The following is a 17,604-nucleotide window of genomic DNA, read 5'->3' as shown; positions in this document are numbered from 1 at the left end:
GCGATCATTCGGTTTCGGCCTGCGAAGAAGGAAGCAGTCTTACGGCAAAGCTGCTGGAATCAACCAGGCTGGGACCCCACGACTTTGTGTCCAAGCAGGTATAGGCGGCCGGACCCTCGGACAGCGGGAGCCGGTGCGTGATGACGACCTCGGGATCGAGGCGGCCCGCCCGGGTGAGCTCGAGGAGCGTGGGCAGCTCGAACTGGACCGAGCACAGGCCGATGGCGAACTCGAGCTCCTTCACCTGGGCCCGCTCCATGTGGAAGGAGTACCGCTTGTTCTGATTGACGCCGACGACGCTCACCCGACCCGTGCGCCGCACGAGGCGCTGGGCCATTTCGATCGTCGCGTCGGCGCCGACCGCCTCGATCGCGGCGTGGGCACCCTGCCCGCCGGTCCACTCCCGGACCTGGGCGACCGGGTCCTCGGCGTCGACGACCCGAGCCCCCTGGACGGCGGCCATCCGGCGGCGCTCGGGAACGGGGTCGATGCCGAACACCTCCGCCGCACCCATGAGGCGCGCGTGCTGGACGGCCGTCTGGCCGATCGGGCCGAGGCCGATGACCGCCACCGATTCGCCGGGGGCGATGCGGGCGCGTCGCGCTCGGTACCAGGCGGTGGCGGTGGCATCGGTCATGACGACTGCGGCGTCGTCGGAGATCCCCTCGGGGATGATCACGGTGTTGCGGTCGGCGTCGGGGACGGCGACGAGCTCCGCCTGCGACCCCTGGAGGGCAGTGCTCAGGCCGTAGCACTTCTCGGTCGCACCGCTGCGCGAGGTGCACTGGCTGGTCCGGCCCTCATCGCACGCCTGGCAGCGCGTACATCCCACGGACGCGGGAATGAGGACGCGGTCGCCCACCGAACGGCGGTCGACAGCGGCGCCGACCTCGGTGATGACCCCGACGGCCTCGTGACCGACGCAGAAACCGAGGTCGTCGCTGAAGCCCTCGCCGTGGTAGATGTGCAGGTCGCTGCCGCAGATGCTCGCACGCGTAACCCGGACGACGGCCGCCCGTTCGTCGATGAGCTGCGGGTCGGGCACCTCGGAGTACCGGATGTCGCGCGGGCCGTGGAAGGTCAGAGCTTTCATGGGTGCGGGTTCTCCTCGGTGCGGCTGCTGTCGGGGTCCGGCGCACGCGGCGCGGGTGCTGGACCCGATGCGCCGGTGCTGAAAATGTTTCGAACGATTGTTTGGGACGTTGACAGGGGGAGGTCTCCGGGGCAAGGGAGCGCCGCAGTGCATCTCGGCCGGCCGGAGGCCCCGCGGCTTGATCCGCCCCCAGGGCCGAGTGCCGCGCGGAGCGCCGTAGCACGCGGCAGGCCCGTGTGCGACAATTCACGCGAACCGAACGCTTGATCGGCAGACTTGAGAGCAGTGCGACCGACGGTGCCCTGCCGTCCCGTCGGCCCAGGTCTGCCCGTGACGAACAGGACACCTGCCATGCCCTCCAACCCGCTCGATCGCTTCCGGCTCGACGACAGGGTCGTCGTCATCACCGGAGCCAGCTCCGGCCTCGGCGTCGGCTTCGCCCGTGCCACGGCTGCCGTCGGTGCGACGCTCGTCCTCGCCGCGCGTCGCGAGGACCGCCTCGAGGCCCTCGCCGAAGAGCTGCGTGCTGCGGAAACGTCCGTGCTCACCCGGCGCACGGACGTGTCGGTGCAGTCCGAGTGCGAGGCGCTGGCCGCCGCGGCCGTCGAGGAGTTCGGCCGGATCGACGTGCTCATCAACAATGCGGGGATGGGTCCGGCCGGTGTCGCCCTCCATGAGGACCCCGAGGTCTTCCGGAACGTCGTCGACGTCAATCTCAACGGAACCTACTGGATGGCCCGGGCGTGTGCGCCGCACATGCCGCGGGGGTCCGCGATCGTCAACCTGTCGAGCGTCCACGGGCACGCCTCCTCGCGCTATCCCCAGGCGCACTACGCGGCGAGCAAAGCCGGCGTCCTCGGGCTCACCCGCGATCTCGCGCAGCAGTGGTCGGGGCGCAAGGGTATCCGGGTCAATGCGCTGTGCCCGGGGTACTTCGCGAGCGAGATGACCGAGGCCGAGGGCGGCGACCTGCTCCAGGAGATGGTCGCCGACAATGCGATCCTCGGGCGGTTCGGCGAACAGGAGGAGCTCGACTCCGCGCTCCTCTTCCTCGCGAGCCCGGCCTCGTCCTATATGACCGGCGGCTCGCTCATCGTCGACGGCGGACTGAGCGCGACGGTGTAGGCGGGGCGGTGATGCGCCCGAGGCCGGTAGGGGAGGGGCGGGTCGCTCCGTCGCGCTCGATGTCCGTGCAGCCGGGTCGCGTATGCCTCCGTGGTAATATTTCCTAAGTTGAACGAACGATCACTAGGAGTCAATGATGACGATCCGTGGTGCGGCGCTCATCGCGGGTGCCTTTGAGCATCCGCTGCGCAAGATCCCCGACAGGTCCGTGGCGCAGGTCCACGCCGAGGTCGCGGTCGGCGCGCTCGCCGATGCCGGCCTGACCTTCGATGACGTCGACGGGTACTTCTGCGCCGGTGACGCGCCGGGCTTCGGTGCGCTGTCGATGGCGGACTACATGGGACTGAGCCTGAGCTACCTCGATTCGACCGAGACCGGCGGCTCGTCCTATCTGGCGCACGTCGGGCACGCCGCGGCCGCGATCGCCGCCGGCAAGTGCGAGATCGCGCTCGTGACGATGGCGGGCCTGCCCGTGTCCGCCCCGAGCCCGGGCGCCGTGACCCCGAGCGCTCCGGAGTACGCGTTCGAGAACGTGTTCGGCACGTCCACCCCGTCGATGTACGCGCTGGCCGCTCGCCGCCACATGCACGAGTTCGGGACGACGAGCGAGCAGCTCGCCGAGGTCAAGGTCGCCGCCTCGCTCCATGCCCAGCACAACCCGAATGCGCTCCTGCAGAAGGTCGTCACCGTCGAGGACGTCGTCAACTCCCCGCTCATCGCGGATCCGCTCCATCGCCTCGACTGCTGCGTCGTCACCGATGGCGGCGGGGCCGTCGTCGTCGTCAGCCCCGAGGTCGCCAAGCGCCTCGATCGCCATTCGGTGGCGGTACTCGGCCACGGCGAGGCGCCCAAGACCGCGAACCGCGGACGCATCGACCTCACGCACACCGGTGCGGTGTGGTCGGGGCCGCGCGCCTTCGCCGAGGCCGGGGTGACGCACGCCGAAATCGATTACGCCTCGATCTACGACTCCTTCACGATCACCGTGGTGGAGACCATCGAGGACCTCGGCTTCTGCCCCAAGGGGCAGGGCGGCGCCTTCGTCGCCTCGGGCGCGCTGCGAGCACCGGACGGCGGGCTGCCGTTCAACACCGACGGCGGCGGACTGTGCAACAACCACCCCGCCAACCGCGGCGGAATGACGAAGATCCTCGAGGCCGTGCGCCAGCTGCGCGGCGAGGCGCACCCGGCCGTGCAGGTGCCCGACTGCGAGATCGCGCTCGCCCACGGCACCGGAGGATCGCTGGGGACCCGGATGGGCAGCGCGACGCTCATCCTCGGACGGGAGGCATGATGAGCGAGACAGCGGACACCCACGGCGCTGAGGCGCAAATCGGCAGCGATCTGCCGGCCCCCACTCCACCGATCTCTGCAGAGACGCGTGCGTTCTGGGAGGCGACGACTCGAGGCGAGCTCCAGGTGACCCGCTGCCGGACGTGTGAGGAGTACACCTGGTACCCGCGCGGCTTCTGCCCGCACTGCGGAGGGCTCGAAGTCGAATGGGCCCGGGTCTCCGGCAAGGGCGAGGTCTACAGCTGGAGCGTCGTGCGCCGTGGCGGCCTGGGCGACTACCGGGGCGCGGAGCCCTACGTGCTCGCCTACGTCGAGCTCGCCGAGGGCGTGCGGATGATGACGAACATCGTCGACGTCGACGAGAGCGCGCTCGCGATCGGCCTGCCGGTCGAGGTGGTGTTCCACTCGACCGAGGGCGAGGCGGCGTTGCCCCGCTTCGCGCCCGTGCAGGGGTGAGGGTTCTCTCCTCAGAACCCCTGCCGACCGACCTCGTGCGAGGCCTCAGCCGGTCTGCCCGGGCGAACCCTTCTGCAGTTCGGCTCCCATCGCCCCGATGACGGCCTGGAGCCCCTTGAGCGGGCGGACCATGACGGTGAAGTCGGTGATCTTCCCCTCGACGTCCCATTCGATGATGTCGACGCCGCTGACGTCGAGGCCGTCGACGGTGGCGCTGAACTGGAGCACCGCGGAGTTCGCGTCGTACCACTCGTGGTCGTAGGTGAGCGTGGGCCGGAGCACCTGGGTCGCCGCCCACAGGTAGGCGAAGGTCTTCTCCGCACCCTCCTGCGGGGTGTGGACGGCAGGGGAGCGGAAAGTCACCTCGGGGGAGAGGAGCGCGCGGAGCTTCTCCGGCTCGGGCGAGCGGACGAGATCGTGCCAGGCCTGGATGGGGGCGGGTGCTGCAGCGGTCATGTGCGGGTTCTCCTCGTGGTCGTCGACTCTGACGGTCTGTACGAGTGTATTGCGTGCGCGTGATACTTGCTGAGACGCCGAAAGAGTGATCCGAGCTGCAGGGACGATGCTCCGCTTCTCACCAGTAGGCGGTGATGGATCGCCCACCTGCACAGACCGTGCCCGTAGACTCGGGTCGCATGAACGCAGAGCACCGGTACACCGATGACGGCCGATACATCGTCGTCAACGGCCGCCGGTGGCGGGCCACGGATCCGGAGATTCCACCGGACATCAAGAGCGAACTCGTCGGCGAACTGATGCGGGCCCGGCGGCAGATCAAGACTGCCGGTGATTCCGCGCGTCCCCGGGTGCACGAAGCGAAGATCGCCCTGGGTGAGCGCGGCGAACCGTGGTGGGAGCCGACCGATGAGGGTCGGCGGCGTCGGGCAGAAGCTGTCATAAACGCTCTTCTGCGGGTTCGCGACGGAGGTCCCGTATGCGCGTCCGAGGTGGCGCAGACCGTCGGCGGTGCGGGATGGAAGAGCTGCGAATCTCTCGTCGAGGCCGTGATCCGCGATCGGCAGCACACTCAGGCATGGGTTCCGTGCCCGAGCAGTGACGAGATGCGTGTGCGAAGTCCATCGGGTGACGGTGATGGGTGACCGACTGCCCTCACCCCGCTCGACGCGAGCACTCGGTCACTGCGGCAGGTTCGCATTCTCCGCGTAGTTCAATCGAACGCGACTGCGATGACGATGGATGTCTGATGGGCGCTTGAGAAATGTGATTCCGCTCGGTATCGGGCTCAACTGGGAGAGAAATCGAGTTGATCTGACCGAACAGCACGACCCGTGTCTGAGGTCCATTGCATACTGTGACGAGTGGTACGCAATACGTACTGTCATCGTTCTCTGAGGTAGGTATACGTGTCGGCAGAACCCATCGACAAGACTGTTGAGCTCGCGGCGGAGCAGAAATATTTCGATCGTGCGATGCGCAGGCACGTCGACGCGCAGCACCAGATCAAGAAGTCTCAGGCCGGTGCCGGAGGCAGTGCTGCGGACATCAGGGCCCTGAGCAGGGCTCTCAAATCTGGGGACACACTCGGACCGAATGACCCGGTGGCGATCGGACGAGTCGATACGCAGGATGAGCGGAAGATATATGTCGGGAAATCGGCAATCCTCGACGAGAACCGCGACCTGCTCGTAGCGAGCTGGAAATCCAAGGCGGGGAACTGGTTCTACTCCGCAACACCGGAGAACCCGGGCGGGGTGAACCGAAAGCGCACATTCCGGACGGACCGAAACACAGTCAAGGACTTCTCCGATCTGGTCTTCGCGCAGCTGGAGAACGAGATCGCTGCCCTTGAGCGCGGAGAAGTTCGGCTCGATGATGAGCTTCTCGAAAGCCTGGAAGCCGGCCGCACCGATTCAATGGGCGACATCGTTCGCACCATTCAGGCTGCTCAGTACGACGTCATCGCTCATACACCGAAATCACTGCTCATCATTCAGGGCGGTCCGGGCACCGGTAAGACTGCAGTGGCGCTGCACCGAGTGTCCTGGCTTCTCTTCAATCAGCAAGGCCTCCGACCGGAGGACGTGCTGGTTGTGGGGCCCAGCACCACACTCGTCAAGTACATCCAGGACGTTGTGCCGTCCTTGGGTGACGATGGGGTCCGGCATGCAGCGCTCGAAGATCTTGTGCGCGACTTGGTCGTCCCAAGGCACACGGAGCAGCCGGCGAGGGCTGCGCTCAAGGGTGATGCTCGAATGCAGCACGTGCTTGCGGAGGGGCTTCGCTTGCGAGTGCGAACTGGCGGCGAATCTCTCAAGGTCAAGCGTTCGAACACCGCGGGTTCGATTCAGATCTCCAGCATGACTGTGCGCAATCTGATCAGGCCGCTGTCCTATCTGCCATACGGGGAAGGCCGACACCGGTTCATCGAAGCTCTGCGCGGGGAATGCCTGCGGTCGCTCGGAACTCGAGCTGACGTGAGCTTCGAGCGAGAGTTCGACACCAGCTCCTTCAACCAGCAGGTCGATCGAGTATGGCCCAGCCTGTCACCGCTCCAGTTCCTCCGGGAGCTGTTCGGATCTCGCAATCGCACCAGTGCAGCTGGGGGCCATGAGCTGACATCTGAAGAACTGAACCTGCTGTATCGACGCCCTCAGCGGTACATCTCCGATGAGCCGTGGTCGATCGAGGACGCATTCCTCCTGCATGAGGTCGAAGCCCTGATGGACCCGGGCAATCAGCTGAGATTCGATCACATCGTCGTGGACGAGGCGCAGGATCTCAGCGGCATGCAGCTGCAGGCGCTCGCCCGTCGATCGCGGACCGGAGCGATGACGCTTGTCGGTGATATCGCGCAGTCCACCGGACCATTCGCCAGGAACTCCTGGAATGAGATCATCGACGCTTTGGAGAAGAAGGGTGTGCCAGCGAGTCGGCGGACGCTCAAACACGTCTACCGCGTGCCGAACGAGATCTTCCGGATCGCCGTTGCATTGCAGAGCGAGATCGCTCCAGACCTGGATGCGGCAGAATCAGTTCGATCGTCCGGTTCCGAGCCACGAGTATTGAGTGCCTGGAGCGGCGATGTATCCCGAGTCGTGCTCGAATGCGCGCGTGAGCACTCAGCGGACGGGCTCATGGTCGGGGTCATCGCGGCTGCTCCCATGCTCGCGGAGATCGCCGCTCGAATGGACAGCGAAGGTGTGCGGTACTCGATGGCCGACACCGGAACGCTGGGCAAGAACATCAATCTCATCCGGCCCGAGACCGCAAAGGGACTCGAGTTCGACGCCGTGGTGATCGCGGATCCGAAGGGCATCTACCACCTGGATTCCGGAGCCCGGCTCCTGTACATCGCACTGACGCGATCGACAGCCCGGCTGGACATGATCCTTGCAGGTGAGAACGTTCCGGCGCTGTTGCGACCGGTGCTCCCGTCGTTAGAGGTGGTTTCCGCCCCGCCGCCGTTCGATGTTGATGACAGGTTCGACCAGGAAAATTCCAACTCGGATGAGGTCGATGAACTGCTGCCACTGGCCCATGGCGTCGTCGTCGGTGCGAAGGGATCACCGCCCTTGGATTCCGCCCCGCTGCGTCATTTGTCGGATACGTCGGCATACGAATCTCCGGCATCTCCCAAACAGACCGCTGCAGTGTCTATCGCTGATCGCTTGATCGATGTCATGGCCGACACTGTGGTCGCCGAGTTGCGTGCAGTCATTGCACCCGGTGAGGTGATCAGGGTTGCTCGCCGAATCGTCGAGCTGCTCGACGATGAGGAGCCTCACCCCGCCCGCAGCACGAAGAACACGTACGAGTAGTACTCGCCGAACCGGTCGTACATCGCGGCCTCGTCGAGACCGGAGTCGAGGAACGCGTCGATCTCCGGATCGCGGCCGTGCGCTTCGCTGAATGCCTCGGACCGCTCCCGGATGGGCGTGTAGTAACCATCCGTCCACGCCTCGGGCGGCAGGACGAAGTGTTCGATGCACGTGTACCCAGCCCGGGCGGCTTCCGCGAGCTTCTCCTCCACCGTCCCGATGCCCGGATAGCCCTCGGCCCAGTACTCCTCGATCTCCGGCGGCCGGTCATCCGTGAGCCAGCACAGCTCCGACACCACGAGCGCACCCCCGGGAGCGAGGAACCGCTTCCAGTAGCGCAGGCCCGCCTCGAACCCCACGGTGTACGCGCTGCCCTCCGACCACAGCAGATCATAGTGCTCCGGCGGCAGGTCGAGGTCGATCATCGACGCCTCGAGCGTGGCGATCCGGTCCGCGACCCCGGCCGCCCGGGCGCGCGCCTCGAGCTCCTCGAGGAACTCCGGCAGGATGTCCACGGCCGTGATCGTCGCCCCGGTCTCCTGCGCCAGGACGAGTGACTGCGCACCCGTCCCGCACCCCAGATCGAGCACCCGCCGGACCATGTCGACCCCCGGTACCAGGGAGAGCGCTCGCCGCGTGCTGTCGTCGCTGCCCGGCGCCTGCCGGGCGGCGTTGCGGTGGAACTCGATCATGTAGTCGGGGATGCTCATGCGGCCCATCGTTCCACGCATCGCTGACACGGGGATGCGTGTATGCCCGGGATTCGACACAATCCCAGGCCACCGTGCACAGCACCAGCTCCGTGATGCAGCTCCGGCCCCGTCCGCAGCAGAGGTGCAGCAGAGGACGGGGCCGGAGCCGGCGGATCGGCAGACGCGCCGCTGCCGGGACCCGGCGGGCACCTCGGCCGAGGCGCCCGCCAGGCGTCATGATCAGTTGCCGATGGGCGGGGGAGCGACGTCGCGAAGCGCCTCCCCGGTGTGGATGACCGGTGCCTCGGCGTCCGTGTCACCCTTCTCAGCGGCCGCCCTCTGCGCCTCGAGCTTCTTCTGCGAGGGCACGGTGAGGATGATCGACGCGAGGGCAATCACCACCATGAACACGTTGAACAGCAGGCCGATCGCTCCGCCGAACCGGAGCGCGATGGTGTCCTGCCGGCCGATGAACAGGCCCCACGACTGAACGAACTCCGGACTCACCGCCTGGCCGGCGACGCAGAGCGCGGCGAACACCGCGACACCGATCGCGCTGCCGAGCGAGGAGGCCATCGTGTAGATGCCGGCCGCCAAGCCGACCTGTGCCTCGGGCACGTTCGACAGCGCGGCATCCGTCGACGGGGTGGCGTAGAAGCCCAGGCCGATGCCGAACAGGGTGAACCCGATGACCGCGAGCACGATGTACTGCTCGATGAGGAGGAACGTCGCCGAGCACAGGAGCACGCCGACGCCGGTGATCATCGCGTCCCGCACCAGCCGCGGCCCCCGGTCTCACCCCTCCGCGTCGAGGAACTCCGCACTCGCCACACTCGGGCCGGGCGGTCCGAAGGTCTCGATGAGGACGTCGGCGTCCCGGTACGAGGCGTGTCGCACCCAGCCCGGCTGTGCGGCGAGTGCGGTGTGGATCGCCTCGGCGTCCCGGTAGGCGCCGGGGATCGGATGACGCCAGTGCACGGCGACCAGCACCCCGCCCTCCTCGAGCGATTCCGCAGCGCGCGCGAGCGCATGCTCGAACTCCGCGTCGGCGAGGTAGTAGGCGAGCTCGCTGAGCACGATGAGGTCGAACCGGCCCTCCGGCCAGTCGTCGATTCCCGCGACCCGGAGGTCGACGTGGTCGGCGGGCACCCGACGGCGCGCCGACTCGATGGCCTGCGGGATGATGTCGGTGCCGATGAGCTGCTCGCACCTCTGCGCCAGCTGCGCGGTGAGGACGCCGATCGAGCATCCGGGCTCATAGGTGCGGCGGAACGTGCGCCGGGGCAGGATCGCGAGGGTGAGGGCGTACTTGCGCTCCTCGTACCACCGGTCGGCGAGGTTCCACGGGTCCTCGCCGTGCGCATAGAGGGCCGCGAATCCGCCGCCCGGATGCGGGAATACGATCTGGCGGCGGCGCAGCATCCGCTCCCGCACCTGCGGCGGCAGCACGACCGCGGTCTCCGGATCGTCGCCGGTCCGATCGACCGGCACCCCGTGCTCGAGGCTGATCTGCGATCGGAACGCTGCCACCGCCCGCTCGCGCGCGGTGAACAGCTCGTCGTCGACATCGATGGCGCGGGCGGCGTCCCACTCCACCTCGAGGTGCGCGCCCGGCAGTGAGTGCTGCCACAGCCACACCGGGAACTCCACGACACGGACGCTCGGGAACCGGGCGGCGGCACGGCGGGCGGCCCGGCCGCTCGCATCGTGATCGGGGTGCCCGTCCACACACAGCGGGGCCGCGAGCCATGTGCCCGCCGGCTGCTGTTCGAGGACCGCGGCGATACCGTCGACCGCCTGGTCCTCGCCGCCGGCGACATGACCATCGGGCAGGCCGAGGCGGATGCGGCGGATCCCGGCGCCGCTTCCACCTGCGGGTGCCAGCCTGTCGAACTCGGCAAGTGCCGCCTCGGATTCCCGGGTGCGGATCCGCGCGAGCTCCTCGGGGTCGATGGCTGCCGCCGGGTGGGAACCCTCTCCATCCGTCACGGCGACCACGGTCACCGGAACGCCCGCACGCACCGCCGCGCCGAGCAGCGCGCCAGCGCCGACGACCTCGTCGTCCGGGTGCGGGGCCACGACGACGAGCGCGGGCATGTCCACCGGCGCCCACCGGCCGTGCCGATCCCGCTCTCCCGCCCAGTGGGGAACTCCGGCCTCGAACGCGGCGAGGTCACCCGCCGAGGTGGTGGGCGCGTCCCGGCCGGAGAACGCGGTGGGGTGATCCGCCTCAGTCATCAGTGCCGCGCAGCGGGGTCGAATCGAAGCCGATGAGCGTGTCCCAGTGAGCTGCTGCGACGACGTCCACGTCGGCAGTCCCAGGCCCGTTCCCAGGCCCGGTTCCGGTGCTCGTACCGGCGGCGCCTGCCCGCTCGGCGTGGGCGCGCACCTCGGCGGCGATCGTCGCCTCGTCCGCCTCGGCATGGGTCTGCCGGATGTAGACGCCGAGGTCTGCCACCCGCTGGGCGTGCTCCCCGTCCGAACACAGTGGTCCGGCCCCGAGCGCCCGGCCGACCCGGTCGATGACGCCGGCTGCCATCCGGTCGATCCGCGTGCGCACGGTGAGCGCGCGGGCCATGAGCAGGCCGCGTTCGTCGTCCGGGTCCGCGTCGACGAACGCGGCCGTGTGCTCGAGGAGGCTCCAGCCGGCGGCGAGCTCGGCGGCGACCGCACCGGCATGGGCCCGGACGAGCGGAGATGCGTTCGCCCGCGCCGCCCGCTCGAACAGCGGCGCGGCCACGGCACGTGCACCGCCGAACCAGCAGGCGGCGACTCCCACCCCGCCGTGCCAGAACCCCGGCCGCTCGAGGTAGTCGGCGTGGCCGCCGAGGCGCCGGGCGGGCACGTCGTCGAACTCGACCCAGCCGGAATCGCTCGCGGCCATCCCGACCGCAGGCCAGGTGCCCGGCACCGCCCGGACCCCCGTCTGCCAGAGATCGACTGCGAAGAGGGCGACCTCCGCGGGCGAATCCGGGGTGCGTTCCCGGGTGGTGGCGGTGACGAGCGCATGGGTGCACAGCGAGGCGCCCGAGCACCACGGTTTGGTGCCGTGGAGGACCCAGCCGCTGGGTTGTCCTGAGCTCTCCGACGCGGTGAGGAGCGGCCGGGGCGGTTCGGCCGCCCACACGCCCCAGTGCGAGTCCGCGGTGACGAGCCCGGAAGCACCCAGATCCGTGGTGATCGCGATCGCGTCGGCATGGGCCTCGATGAGACGGCCGGTCACGATGTCCTCTGCGGTGAGCCGCGCGAGGTGCTCCCAGCGGCGAATCGTCCCGCCGCGCCCGGGCAGCGGCAGGGTGAGGGTGCGGAGCCGGGTCGCGAGTTCCCCGCGGGCAGTCGAATCGGTCGGGTGAGCGGTCATGGAACCATCGCCTTGAGGTCGTCGGAGAAGCCGCCGGGGGAGCGGCCGTGGGTGCGGCGCGAGGTCGCGACCGGGATGTCGAGCGCCCAGGCCACGGACAGGCCGGAGGCCGCAGCGCGCTGGACGAGGTCGACGTCCTCGTGGAGTGCGAGGGCGCTGAAGCCACCGAGTGCGCGGTACGCCTGCGCGGTGAAGCCGAGGTTGGCGCCGTGGATGTGATGGTGCCGGCCGGCCTCGATCTTGAGGGAGTAGGCGCTCGTCCACCGCTCGTGGAGGGGGTCGATCGCCGGGCCGGGTTCGAGGACCACGGTGCCGGCGACGAGGTCGGCGCCGGAAGCGCGATAGGCGAGGTGGCGGGAGAACCACGTGGACGGGACGGTGCTGTCCGCGTCGGTGGTCGCGAGCCACAGCGCGCTGCCCGCGGAGTCCGTGGGATCGCCGACAGCGCTCGCGGGACCGAGGAGGTGCTCGAACCCGGCTCGGCGGGCCGCACCGACGTTCCGTGCGTCGATCTCGACGACCTCGGCCCCGGATCGGTGGGCGATCACGGCAGTGGAGTCGGTGCAGGCGTCTGCGACGACGATGACGCGCGGCGCGATCCGTGCGGTCGCGGCGGCGGTGCGGAGGGAAGCGAGGGTGCGACCGATGAGCTCCGCCTCGTCGTGCGCCGGCACGACCACGCAGCACTCGACGCTTGCAGCTGACACCGGTGCCTCCCCTGACGAGTGCGCCGTCAGGCGCACGCTCGTGGCACAAGGAGCCTTGTGCCCGGGAGCCATCTTAGCCGCCGTGCCCGAGAAGAAGGCTCAGATCCGACCTCTCGGTCAGCTCCAGTGCGCGGCCGACCGGCTGCGCACACTGTCGCGGAACTGCGCAGTCGACTTCTCAAGCAGCTCCCCGGTGCCCCAGTCGAGGATCACGGCGTATTGCCGGACGACATCGTGCACAGTGAGGTCGCCCGACCTGAACCGCGCTGCGACCTCAGCGGGGTCCGCATCGAGCCGGTCACCCCGCTCGCTCCGGATCCGCGCACGCAGATCGGTGGTCGCGTGGTGGTCGATCTCGAACTCGTCGAGCTCGGCATCGATCTCCCGGATCACCACCCCGTAGTCGATTGCGGCGCGATCGATCGAGACGTACTCGTCGATGACGTCCTCGAGCACCTCCTCTGCAGGGCGTTCGAGAGGATCGCCGAATCCTCCGCCGCCCGCGGAGGGCCGCTCGAAGACGTCCCCTGGGGCGAGCGCCACACTGGAGAATGTCGCTCCGAGGTATTTCGCGTCAGCGGTGCCGGGGTTGAGCCAGACTCCGTGGGGGACGGAGGGCAATCCGCCTTCGATGCCCCAGGTCACCGACCGTCCACGGTCGCAGCAGTAGCTCATGACCGTGCCGCTCGCATCCGTGAGAATGCCGCCCTTCTCGATCCCGCAGCCGCCCCGGAACCGTCCCGGCCCTCCGGAGTCGGTGCTGATGGCGTGCTTGGTGGTGATAACCGGACTCAAGCGCTCCTGGCCCTCGAGCGGTTGGACTGCCAGTCCGGTGCCGAACACGGGTGCGGTCGCGGAGGACCCGTCCTTGGTGGAGCGTCCGCCCCACCCGCCGGCCATCCAGTCGTACCACATGAAATACGGGTTGCCGGCGACCCGGCTGTCGTGGCCCCCGACGAGCAGGTACTCCAGATTGAACGCGCAGGCCATGGCGCGTTCCGGCATGATTCGACTCCACAGCTCGAACACCGCATTCATGACCTTCTCGTACGGTCCCGAGCAGAACCCGGTCACCGCGTGCGGCCATCCGGCGTTGACGACGGTCCCCTCCTCCCCGATGTCGGCGGTCACCGCCTGATAGAACCCGGAGTTGAGCGGCACCTCGGGGAAGAAGGTCTTCGTGCCGGCGTAGACCGCCGAGAAGGTCGTCCCGTAGCCAGAATTGAGGAAGGTCGAGACCGCTGGAGCAGAACCGGTGAGATCGTAGTGGATGCCGTTGCCGTCCAAGGTGAGTTTGACCCGGATCGGCACCAGCCCTTCGCCCTTCGCCGGGTCGGCGTCGATGTAGTCGACGGTCTCCCACTCGCCCCGGGGCAGATTCTTGAGGCTGGCGAGGACCGTGCGGCAGACGTAGTCCTGGGTCTCCTGCATCGCGTCGAGGACCGTCTGCTTCGAGTACTTGTCGACCAGACGGAGGACCTCGCGCTCACAGACCGCTGTCGCCTCCGACTGGGCGTGGAGGTCGCCCATCGCTTGGTCAGGCGCCCGGGTGTTGGAGACCAGGAGCTGTGCGACGTCGTGGAGGAACTCCCCGCTGCGCCAGATCCGGACCGGCGTGATGCGCAGCCCTTCACCGAAGTGCTCGCTCGCCGAGACGTCGAACGAACCGGGAACACTGCCTCCGATATCGGCCCAGTGACCCTTGTTCTGGGCGAATCCGATGATCTCGTCCTCGGCGAAGATCGGACGGATGAAGCTCACGTCGTTGAAGTGCGTTCCGCCGCGGTAGGGGTCGTTGATCGCGAACACGTCCCCGGGATTGATGTCGTCGCCGAACTCCTCCATCACGGCTTTGCACTGGAAGTGGAGGGTGCCGACGTGGACGGCGATGTCGGCGCTGCCCTGCATCACCGTGTTCCCCTCGCGATCGCACAGGGCCGAGGAGAAGTCGCGGGAGTAGATGACGAACGAATAGCACGTGCGAAGGATCTGCTCGCTCATGAGATCGACGCTCGTCGCGAAAGCATTCTTGAGGACTTCGAAGGTCACCGGATCCAATGCCCGGTGCGATGCGGTCGAGGAGTCGGCCCGCTGTGCCGTGTCCATGGTGGTCATCGCGCACTCTCGCTTTCATCGTGATCGGTTTCCGGCTCGGACGCGGTGTCCCGGTCGGTGAGGACGATGCGGATATTCATCCATTCGTCGATCTCTGCACGGGCATTCGGCGGCACCACTGTCGTCGAGTCGAGTTGGCTGATGATCGCGGGCCCGGTGAACTCCGTCCCGGCGGCCAGTCCCGCGCGCTCGTGGACCGGGGTTGGGATCCATCGGCCCTCGAAGTACACGTCTCGGACCTCGACCGGCTCGCCCGGGCTCTGCGGTGCGGTGTTCTCGGGCCGGAAGCTGGGCTTGGGGGTCTTCCCCAGGGCCTTGAGGTGGATCTGGTAGATCTCGACCGGGGTGTCGTCCTGACGGAACGCGTACTGCTTCTCGTGCTCCTCGTGGAAAGTCTGCACAGCCGCCTGCAGCGCATCGGGATCGGAACCGATCGGGACCTGGAGGGAGCGCCACTGGCCCTGGTACCGCATGGAGATCCCGCGTTCCAGCACGGCCTGGTCGTCGCTCACCCCTTCATGGCGCAGGCGTTCCGCGCCCTCGGACTCGAGGGCCCGGAACTGCTCGGCGAGGTCTTCGGCGTCGACCTCGGATGCACTGGCGGTGAACATCTGCGACAGGTCGTGCTGGATGTCCACGAGGAGGCAGCCCAGTGCCGAGGTGACACCCGGGCTGGGTGGCACGATGACGACCGGGATGCTGAGCTCGCGCGCGACCTCGGCGCCGTGGAGCGCGCCGGCGCCGCCGAACGCGATGAGCGCGAAGTCCCGCGGGTCGAGCCCGCGGCGGATCGAGACCAGCCGGACCGCATCGGCCATGTTGGCGTTCGCGACCTTGAGGATCGAGTCCGCCGCCTCGTCGACCTCGAGTCCGAGCGGCTCGGCGATCGTGCTGCGGATAGCCTGCTCTGCACGCCGACGGTCGAGGGTCATCTCGCCGTCGGCCAGATCGGTGCCGAGACGGTTGAGCCAGAGGTTCGCATCGGTGTTCGTCGGTTCCTCGCCGCCTCGGTCGTAGCAGGCAGGACCGGGTGCGGCACCTGCGGACTGGGGGCCGTTGCGGAGCGAGCCGGCGATGTCGATGTGCGCGAGGGAGCCGCCGCCGGCACCGATGGTGAGCACCTCGATGCTGGGGAAGACGATGGGGTGGCCGTACTCGACCTCCCATTCGTTGGTCACGCGCAGTTCGCCCTCACTGATGAGGGAGATGTCTGTCGAGGTGCCGCCCATATCGAGGCCCACCGCGTTGACATACCCGCACTGCTCCGCGATGTGCTTCGCGGCGATCGCCCCGGCGGCGATGCCCGATGCCGCCAGCCTGACGGGGAACTTCTTGACCATGGTCGAGGTCATGGAACCGCCGCCGGAGTGCAGGAGCAGCAGTTCTCCGGCGTAGCCGCCAGCGGTGAGCTTCTCGTCGAGCTGCTCGACGTATCCGGACACCAGCGGGCCGAGGACGGCGTTGGCGACGGTGGTGTTGAAGCGGTTGTGCTCGAATATCTCCGGCAGGATCTCCGCCGAGGTCGAGACGTTCGCATCGGGGAGGTGCTCGGTGAGGATCGCGCGCATCCGCTCCTCGTTCTCGGCGTTGGCGTAGGAGTTGAGGAAACACACTGCAACGGTGTCGACTCCCCGCTTCTTGAGCAGTGCCGCCAGTTGCCGCGCCTCGTCCTCGTCGAGGGGTTCGACGACGTTGCCGGTGTAGTCGATCCGCTCGGACACCTCGAACCGGTCGCGGCGCCGGATGTACGGTCCGCTGACATCTCGGTATGCATCCCACAGGTCGTCCTTCGTGCCGTCGCGGATCTCCAGGACGTCGCGGAAGCCCTTCGTGGTCACCATGGCGGCCTTGGGGAATTTCCTAGTGATGAGCGCGTTCGTCGCGACGGTGGTCCCGTGCGAGAAGAGCTCGACCTCGGAGAGGTCGATCCGGGCGCGTGCGACGCCGTTGAGGACTGCCTCCATCGGGTTGTCCGGGGTCGAGGGGACTTTTGTCACTCTCATGATCTGGGATTCTTCATCGAAGATGCAGACGTCCGTGAACGTTCCGCCGACATCGACTGCGACTCTGAGGTCTGCCACATCCACTCCTTCATTCGTGATGTGGTTCATATCCTGGGTGTGCGGAGTTGCCTCGTCAATGGATCAACTCAAGGATCCGACGGGTATCCTTGGGGAATCCACAAAGCAGGGAGTCTGAGGTGGAACGATCCCGGGAATGGGTGCTCGACCAACTTCTCATTGCGATGGCGCAAGAGGACCCGCTTGAATCTCTCGTGCGTCGCGCAGCGCGGGTCTGCAATGGTTCGGCACTCGTGATCAATGAGCACGGTGAGATCGTGCGAAGCGTCGGCGCTGCTCCGGGACAGCTGGTGTCCCGCTGGGTTCTCGACCCCCGGACCGGGCGGAAGTCCCTTGCGGACCGTGAGGTCGTCGGCGACGGTGGATCCGGCATCGCCGGGACCGTCGGCAAGTGGCAGGTCCATGCGCACCGGGTGTCGATTCGCCGAAGGACGTACGCGATCGTCGTCGCCGTGCTCCCGGGGAACCCGCGCTCCGAGATGCCGGCGCTCGTGCTCGATTGCGTGGCGAAGCTCCTTCGCTCTTTCGAGAGCCTGGAGACGTTCGCGATCACCACGCGACGCGAGGAATCGGCTCAGGTCCTCAAGGAGCTCATCGTCGGGGTGAGCCCCGGCCGTGAGGGGTCGATGTGGAATCGGCTCGCCGAGTTCGGCTTCGCGGCGTATCAACCGCTGCGCATCGCCCGGGCTTCCATCGTGACGGGGGTCGGAGATGCGCCCAGCCCGAGTTCACCGCAGACGATCCCGGACGGTGTACACCTAGGGCGTGTCCGATAAATGGTGTAGCCACGCAATAGCCGCGTTGAGTACGACTGCTGCGCGGTAGACGATGGCGAGTTTGTCGTAGCGGGTGGCCAGGGCCCGCCACTGCTTCAGGCGGCTGTAGCCGCGCTCGATGACGTT

The 17,604-nt window shown here is 67.8% G+C and carries 16 protein-coding genes; 6 read left to right on the top strand and 10 right to left on the bottom strand.

Annotated elements, in window-relative coordinates:
- Positions 1–4: 4 nt before the first annotated feature.
- Positions 5–1,093: an alcohol dehydrogenase catalytic domain-containing protein gene (locus AB0I45_RS11830; protein ID WP_247618521.1), complete on the bottom strand. Its 1,089-nt coding sequence runs from the start codon at positions 1,091–1,093 to the stop codon at positions 5–7.
- Positions 1,094–1,444: 351 nt separating this feature from the next.
- Here AB0I45_RS11830 and AB0I45_RS11825 point away from each other — a divergent pair, with 351 nt between their 5' ends.
- The 3 genes from AB0I45_RS11825 to AB0I45_RS11815 all read left to right on the top strand — a co-directional run bounded on the left by AB0I45_RS11825 (position 1,445) and on the right by AB0I45_RS11815 (position 3,967).
- Complete coding sequence (locus AB0I45_RS11825) at positions 1,445–2,218, top strand: SDR family NAD(P)-dependent oxidoreductase (RefSeq protein ID WP_247618520.1); 774 nt, start codon at positions 1,445–1,447, stop codon at positions 2,216–2,218.
- Between the two features lie 133 nt (positions 2,219–2,351).
- Positions 2,352–3,512 (top strand): thiolase domain-containing protein, encoded by a 1,161-nt coding sequence (locus tag AB0I45_RS11820; RefSeq protein ID WP_265809046.1) that lies wholly within the window; start codon positions 2,352–2,354, stop codon positions 3,510–3,512.
- On the top strand, positions 3,512–3,967 hold the full coding sequence (locus AB0I45_RS11815) for a Zn-ribbon domain-containing OB-fold protein (protein WP_247618518.1): 456 nt from the start codon (positions 3,512–3,514) through the stop codon (positions 3,965–3,967). Before AB0I45_RS11820 ends, AB0I45_RS11815 begins: the two co-directional genes overlap by 1 nt.
- Before the next feature lie 45 nt (positions 3,968–4,012).
- Here AB0I45_RS11815 and AB0I45_RS11810 read toward each other — a convergent pair whose 3' ends face one another.
- Positions 4,013–4,423, bottom strand: coding sequence for a nuclear transport factor 2 family protein (locus AB0I45_RS11810; protein ID WP_137318411.1), 411 nt, complete (start codon positions 4,421–4,423; stop codon positions 4,013–4,015).
- Positions 4,424–4,602: 179 nt separating this feature from the next.
- Between AB0I45_RS11810 and AB0I45_RS11805 the strand changes: the two genes are divergently transcribed.
- Positions 4,603–5,067 (top strand): DUF3253 domain-containing protein, encoded by a 465-nt coding sequence (locus AB0I45_RS11805; protein WP_265809045.1) that lies wholly within the window; start codon positions 4,603–4,605, stop codon positions 5,065–5,067.
- Between the two features lie 264 nt (positions 5,068–5,331).
- Positions 5,332–7,746: an AAA family ATPase gene (locus AB0I45_RS11800; RefSeq protein ID WP_137318409.1), complete on the top strand. Its 2,415-nt coding sequence runs from the start codon at positions 5,332–5,334 to the stop codon at positions 7,744–7,746.
- On the opposite strand, the gene AB0I45_RS11795 is transcribed toward AB0I45_RS11800, so the two are convergent.
- From AB0I45_RS11795 to AB0I45_RS11765, 7 genes are all read right to left on the bottom strand, one after another.
- Positions 7,710–8,456 (bottom strand): class I SAM-dependent methyltransferase, encoded by a 747-nt coding sequence (locus AB0I45_RS11795; protein ID WP_175406833.1) that lies wholly within the window; start codon positions 8,454–8,456, stop codon positions 7,710–7,712. The two genes, AB0I45_RS11800 and AB0I45_RS11795, sit on opposite strands and share 37 nt — an antisense overlap.
- 222 nt (positions 8,457–8,678) lie before the next feature.
- Positions 8,679–9,203: a hypothetical protein gene (locus AB0I45_RS11790; RefSeq protein ID WP_345031524.1), complete on the bottom strand. Its 525-nt coding sequence runs from the start codon at positions 9,201–9,203 to the stop codon at positions 8,679–8,681.
- Between the two features lie 30 nt (positions 9,204–9,233).
- Positions 9,234–10,676 (bottom strand): bifunctional PIG-L family deacetylase/class I SAM-dependent methyltransferase, encoded by a 1,443-nt coding sequence (locus AB0I45_RS11785; protein WP_247618507.1) that lies wholly within the window; start codon positions 10,674–10,676, stop codon positions 9,234–9,236.
- Positions 10,669–11,799: an acyl-CoA dehydrogenase family protein gene (locus AB0I45_RS11780; protein WP_247618506.1), complete on the bottom strand. Its 1,131-nt coding sequence runs from the start codon at positions 11,797–11,799 to the stop codon at positions 10,669–10,671. The genes AB0I45_RS11785 and AB0I45_RS11780 overlap by 8 nt, the downstream gene beginning before the upstream one ends.
- Complete coding sequence (locus tag AB0I45_RS11775) at positions 11,796–12,506, bottom strand: glycosyltransferase (protein WP_247618505.1); 711 nt, start codon at positions 12,504–12,506, stop codon at positions 11,796–11,798. The genes AB0I45_RS11780 and AB0I45_RS11775 overlap by 4 nt, the downstream gene beginning before the upstream one ends.
- Positions 12,507–12,623: 117 nt before the next feature.
- Positions 12,624–14,621, bottom strand: coding sequence for a hydantoinase B/oxoprolinase family protein (locus AB0I45_RS11770; protein WP_254668880.1), 1,998 nt, complete (start codon positions 14,619–14,621; stop codon positions 12,624–12,626).
- Entirely contained in the window at positions 14,618–16,702 is a 2,085-nt protein-coding gene (locus tag AB0I45_RS11765; protein WP_217494891.1) for a hydantoinase/oxoprolinase family protein, read from the bottom strand. Before AB0I45_RS11765 ends, AB0I45_RS11770 begins: the two co-directional genes overlap by 4 nt.
- A 290-nt stretch (positions 16,703–16,992) precedes the next feature.
- On the opposite strand from AB0I45_RS11765, the gene AB0I45_RS11760 reads away from it, so the two are divergent.
- On the top strand, positions 16,993–17,478 hold the full coding sequence (locus AB0I45_RS11760) for a hypothetical protein (protein ID WP_345031533.1): 486 nt from the start codon (positions 16,993–16,995) through the stop codon (positions 17,476–17,478).
- Here the strand turns inward: AB0I45_RS11760 and AB0I45_RS11755 are convergent.
- Positions 17,461–17,604 (bottom strand): transposase (locus tag AB0I45_RS11755; protein WP_360318107.1); only part of this gene is annotated, 144 nt, incomplete at its 5' end. The genes AB0I45_RS11760 and AB0I45_RS11755 overlap by 18 nt on opposite strands.

Source organism: Brevibacterium sp. NPDC049920 (assembly GCF_040656435.1).
Lineage (GTDB): Bacteria > Actinomycetota > Actinomycetes > Actinomycetales > Brevibacteriaceae > Brevibacterium > Brevibacterium pityocampae.
Note: the sequence above shows the minus strand (reverse complement) of the source record. Positions and strands in the feature narration are given on the sequence as shown.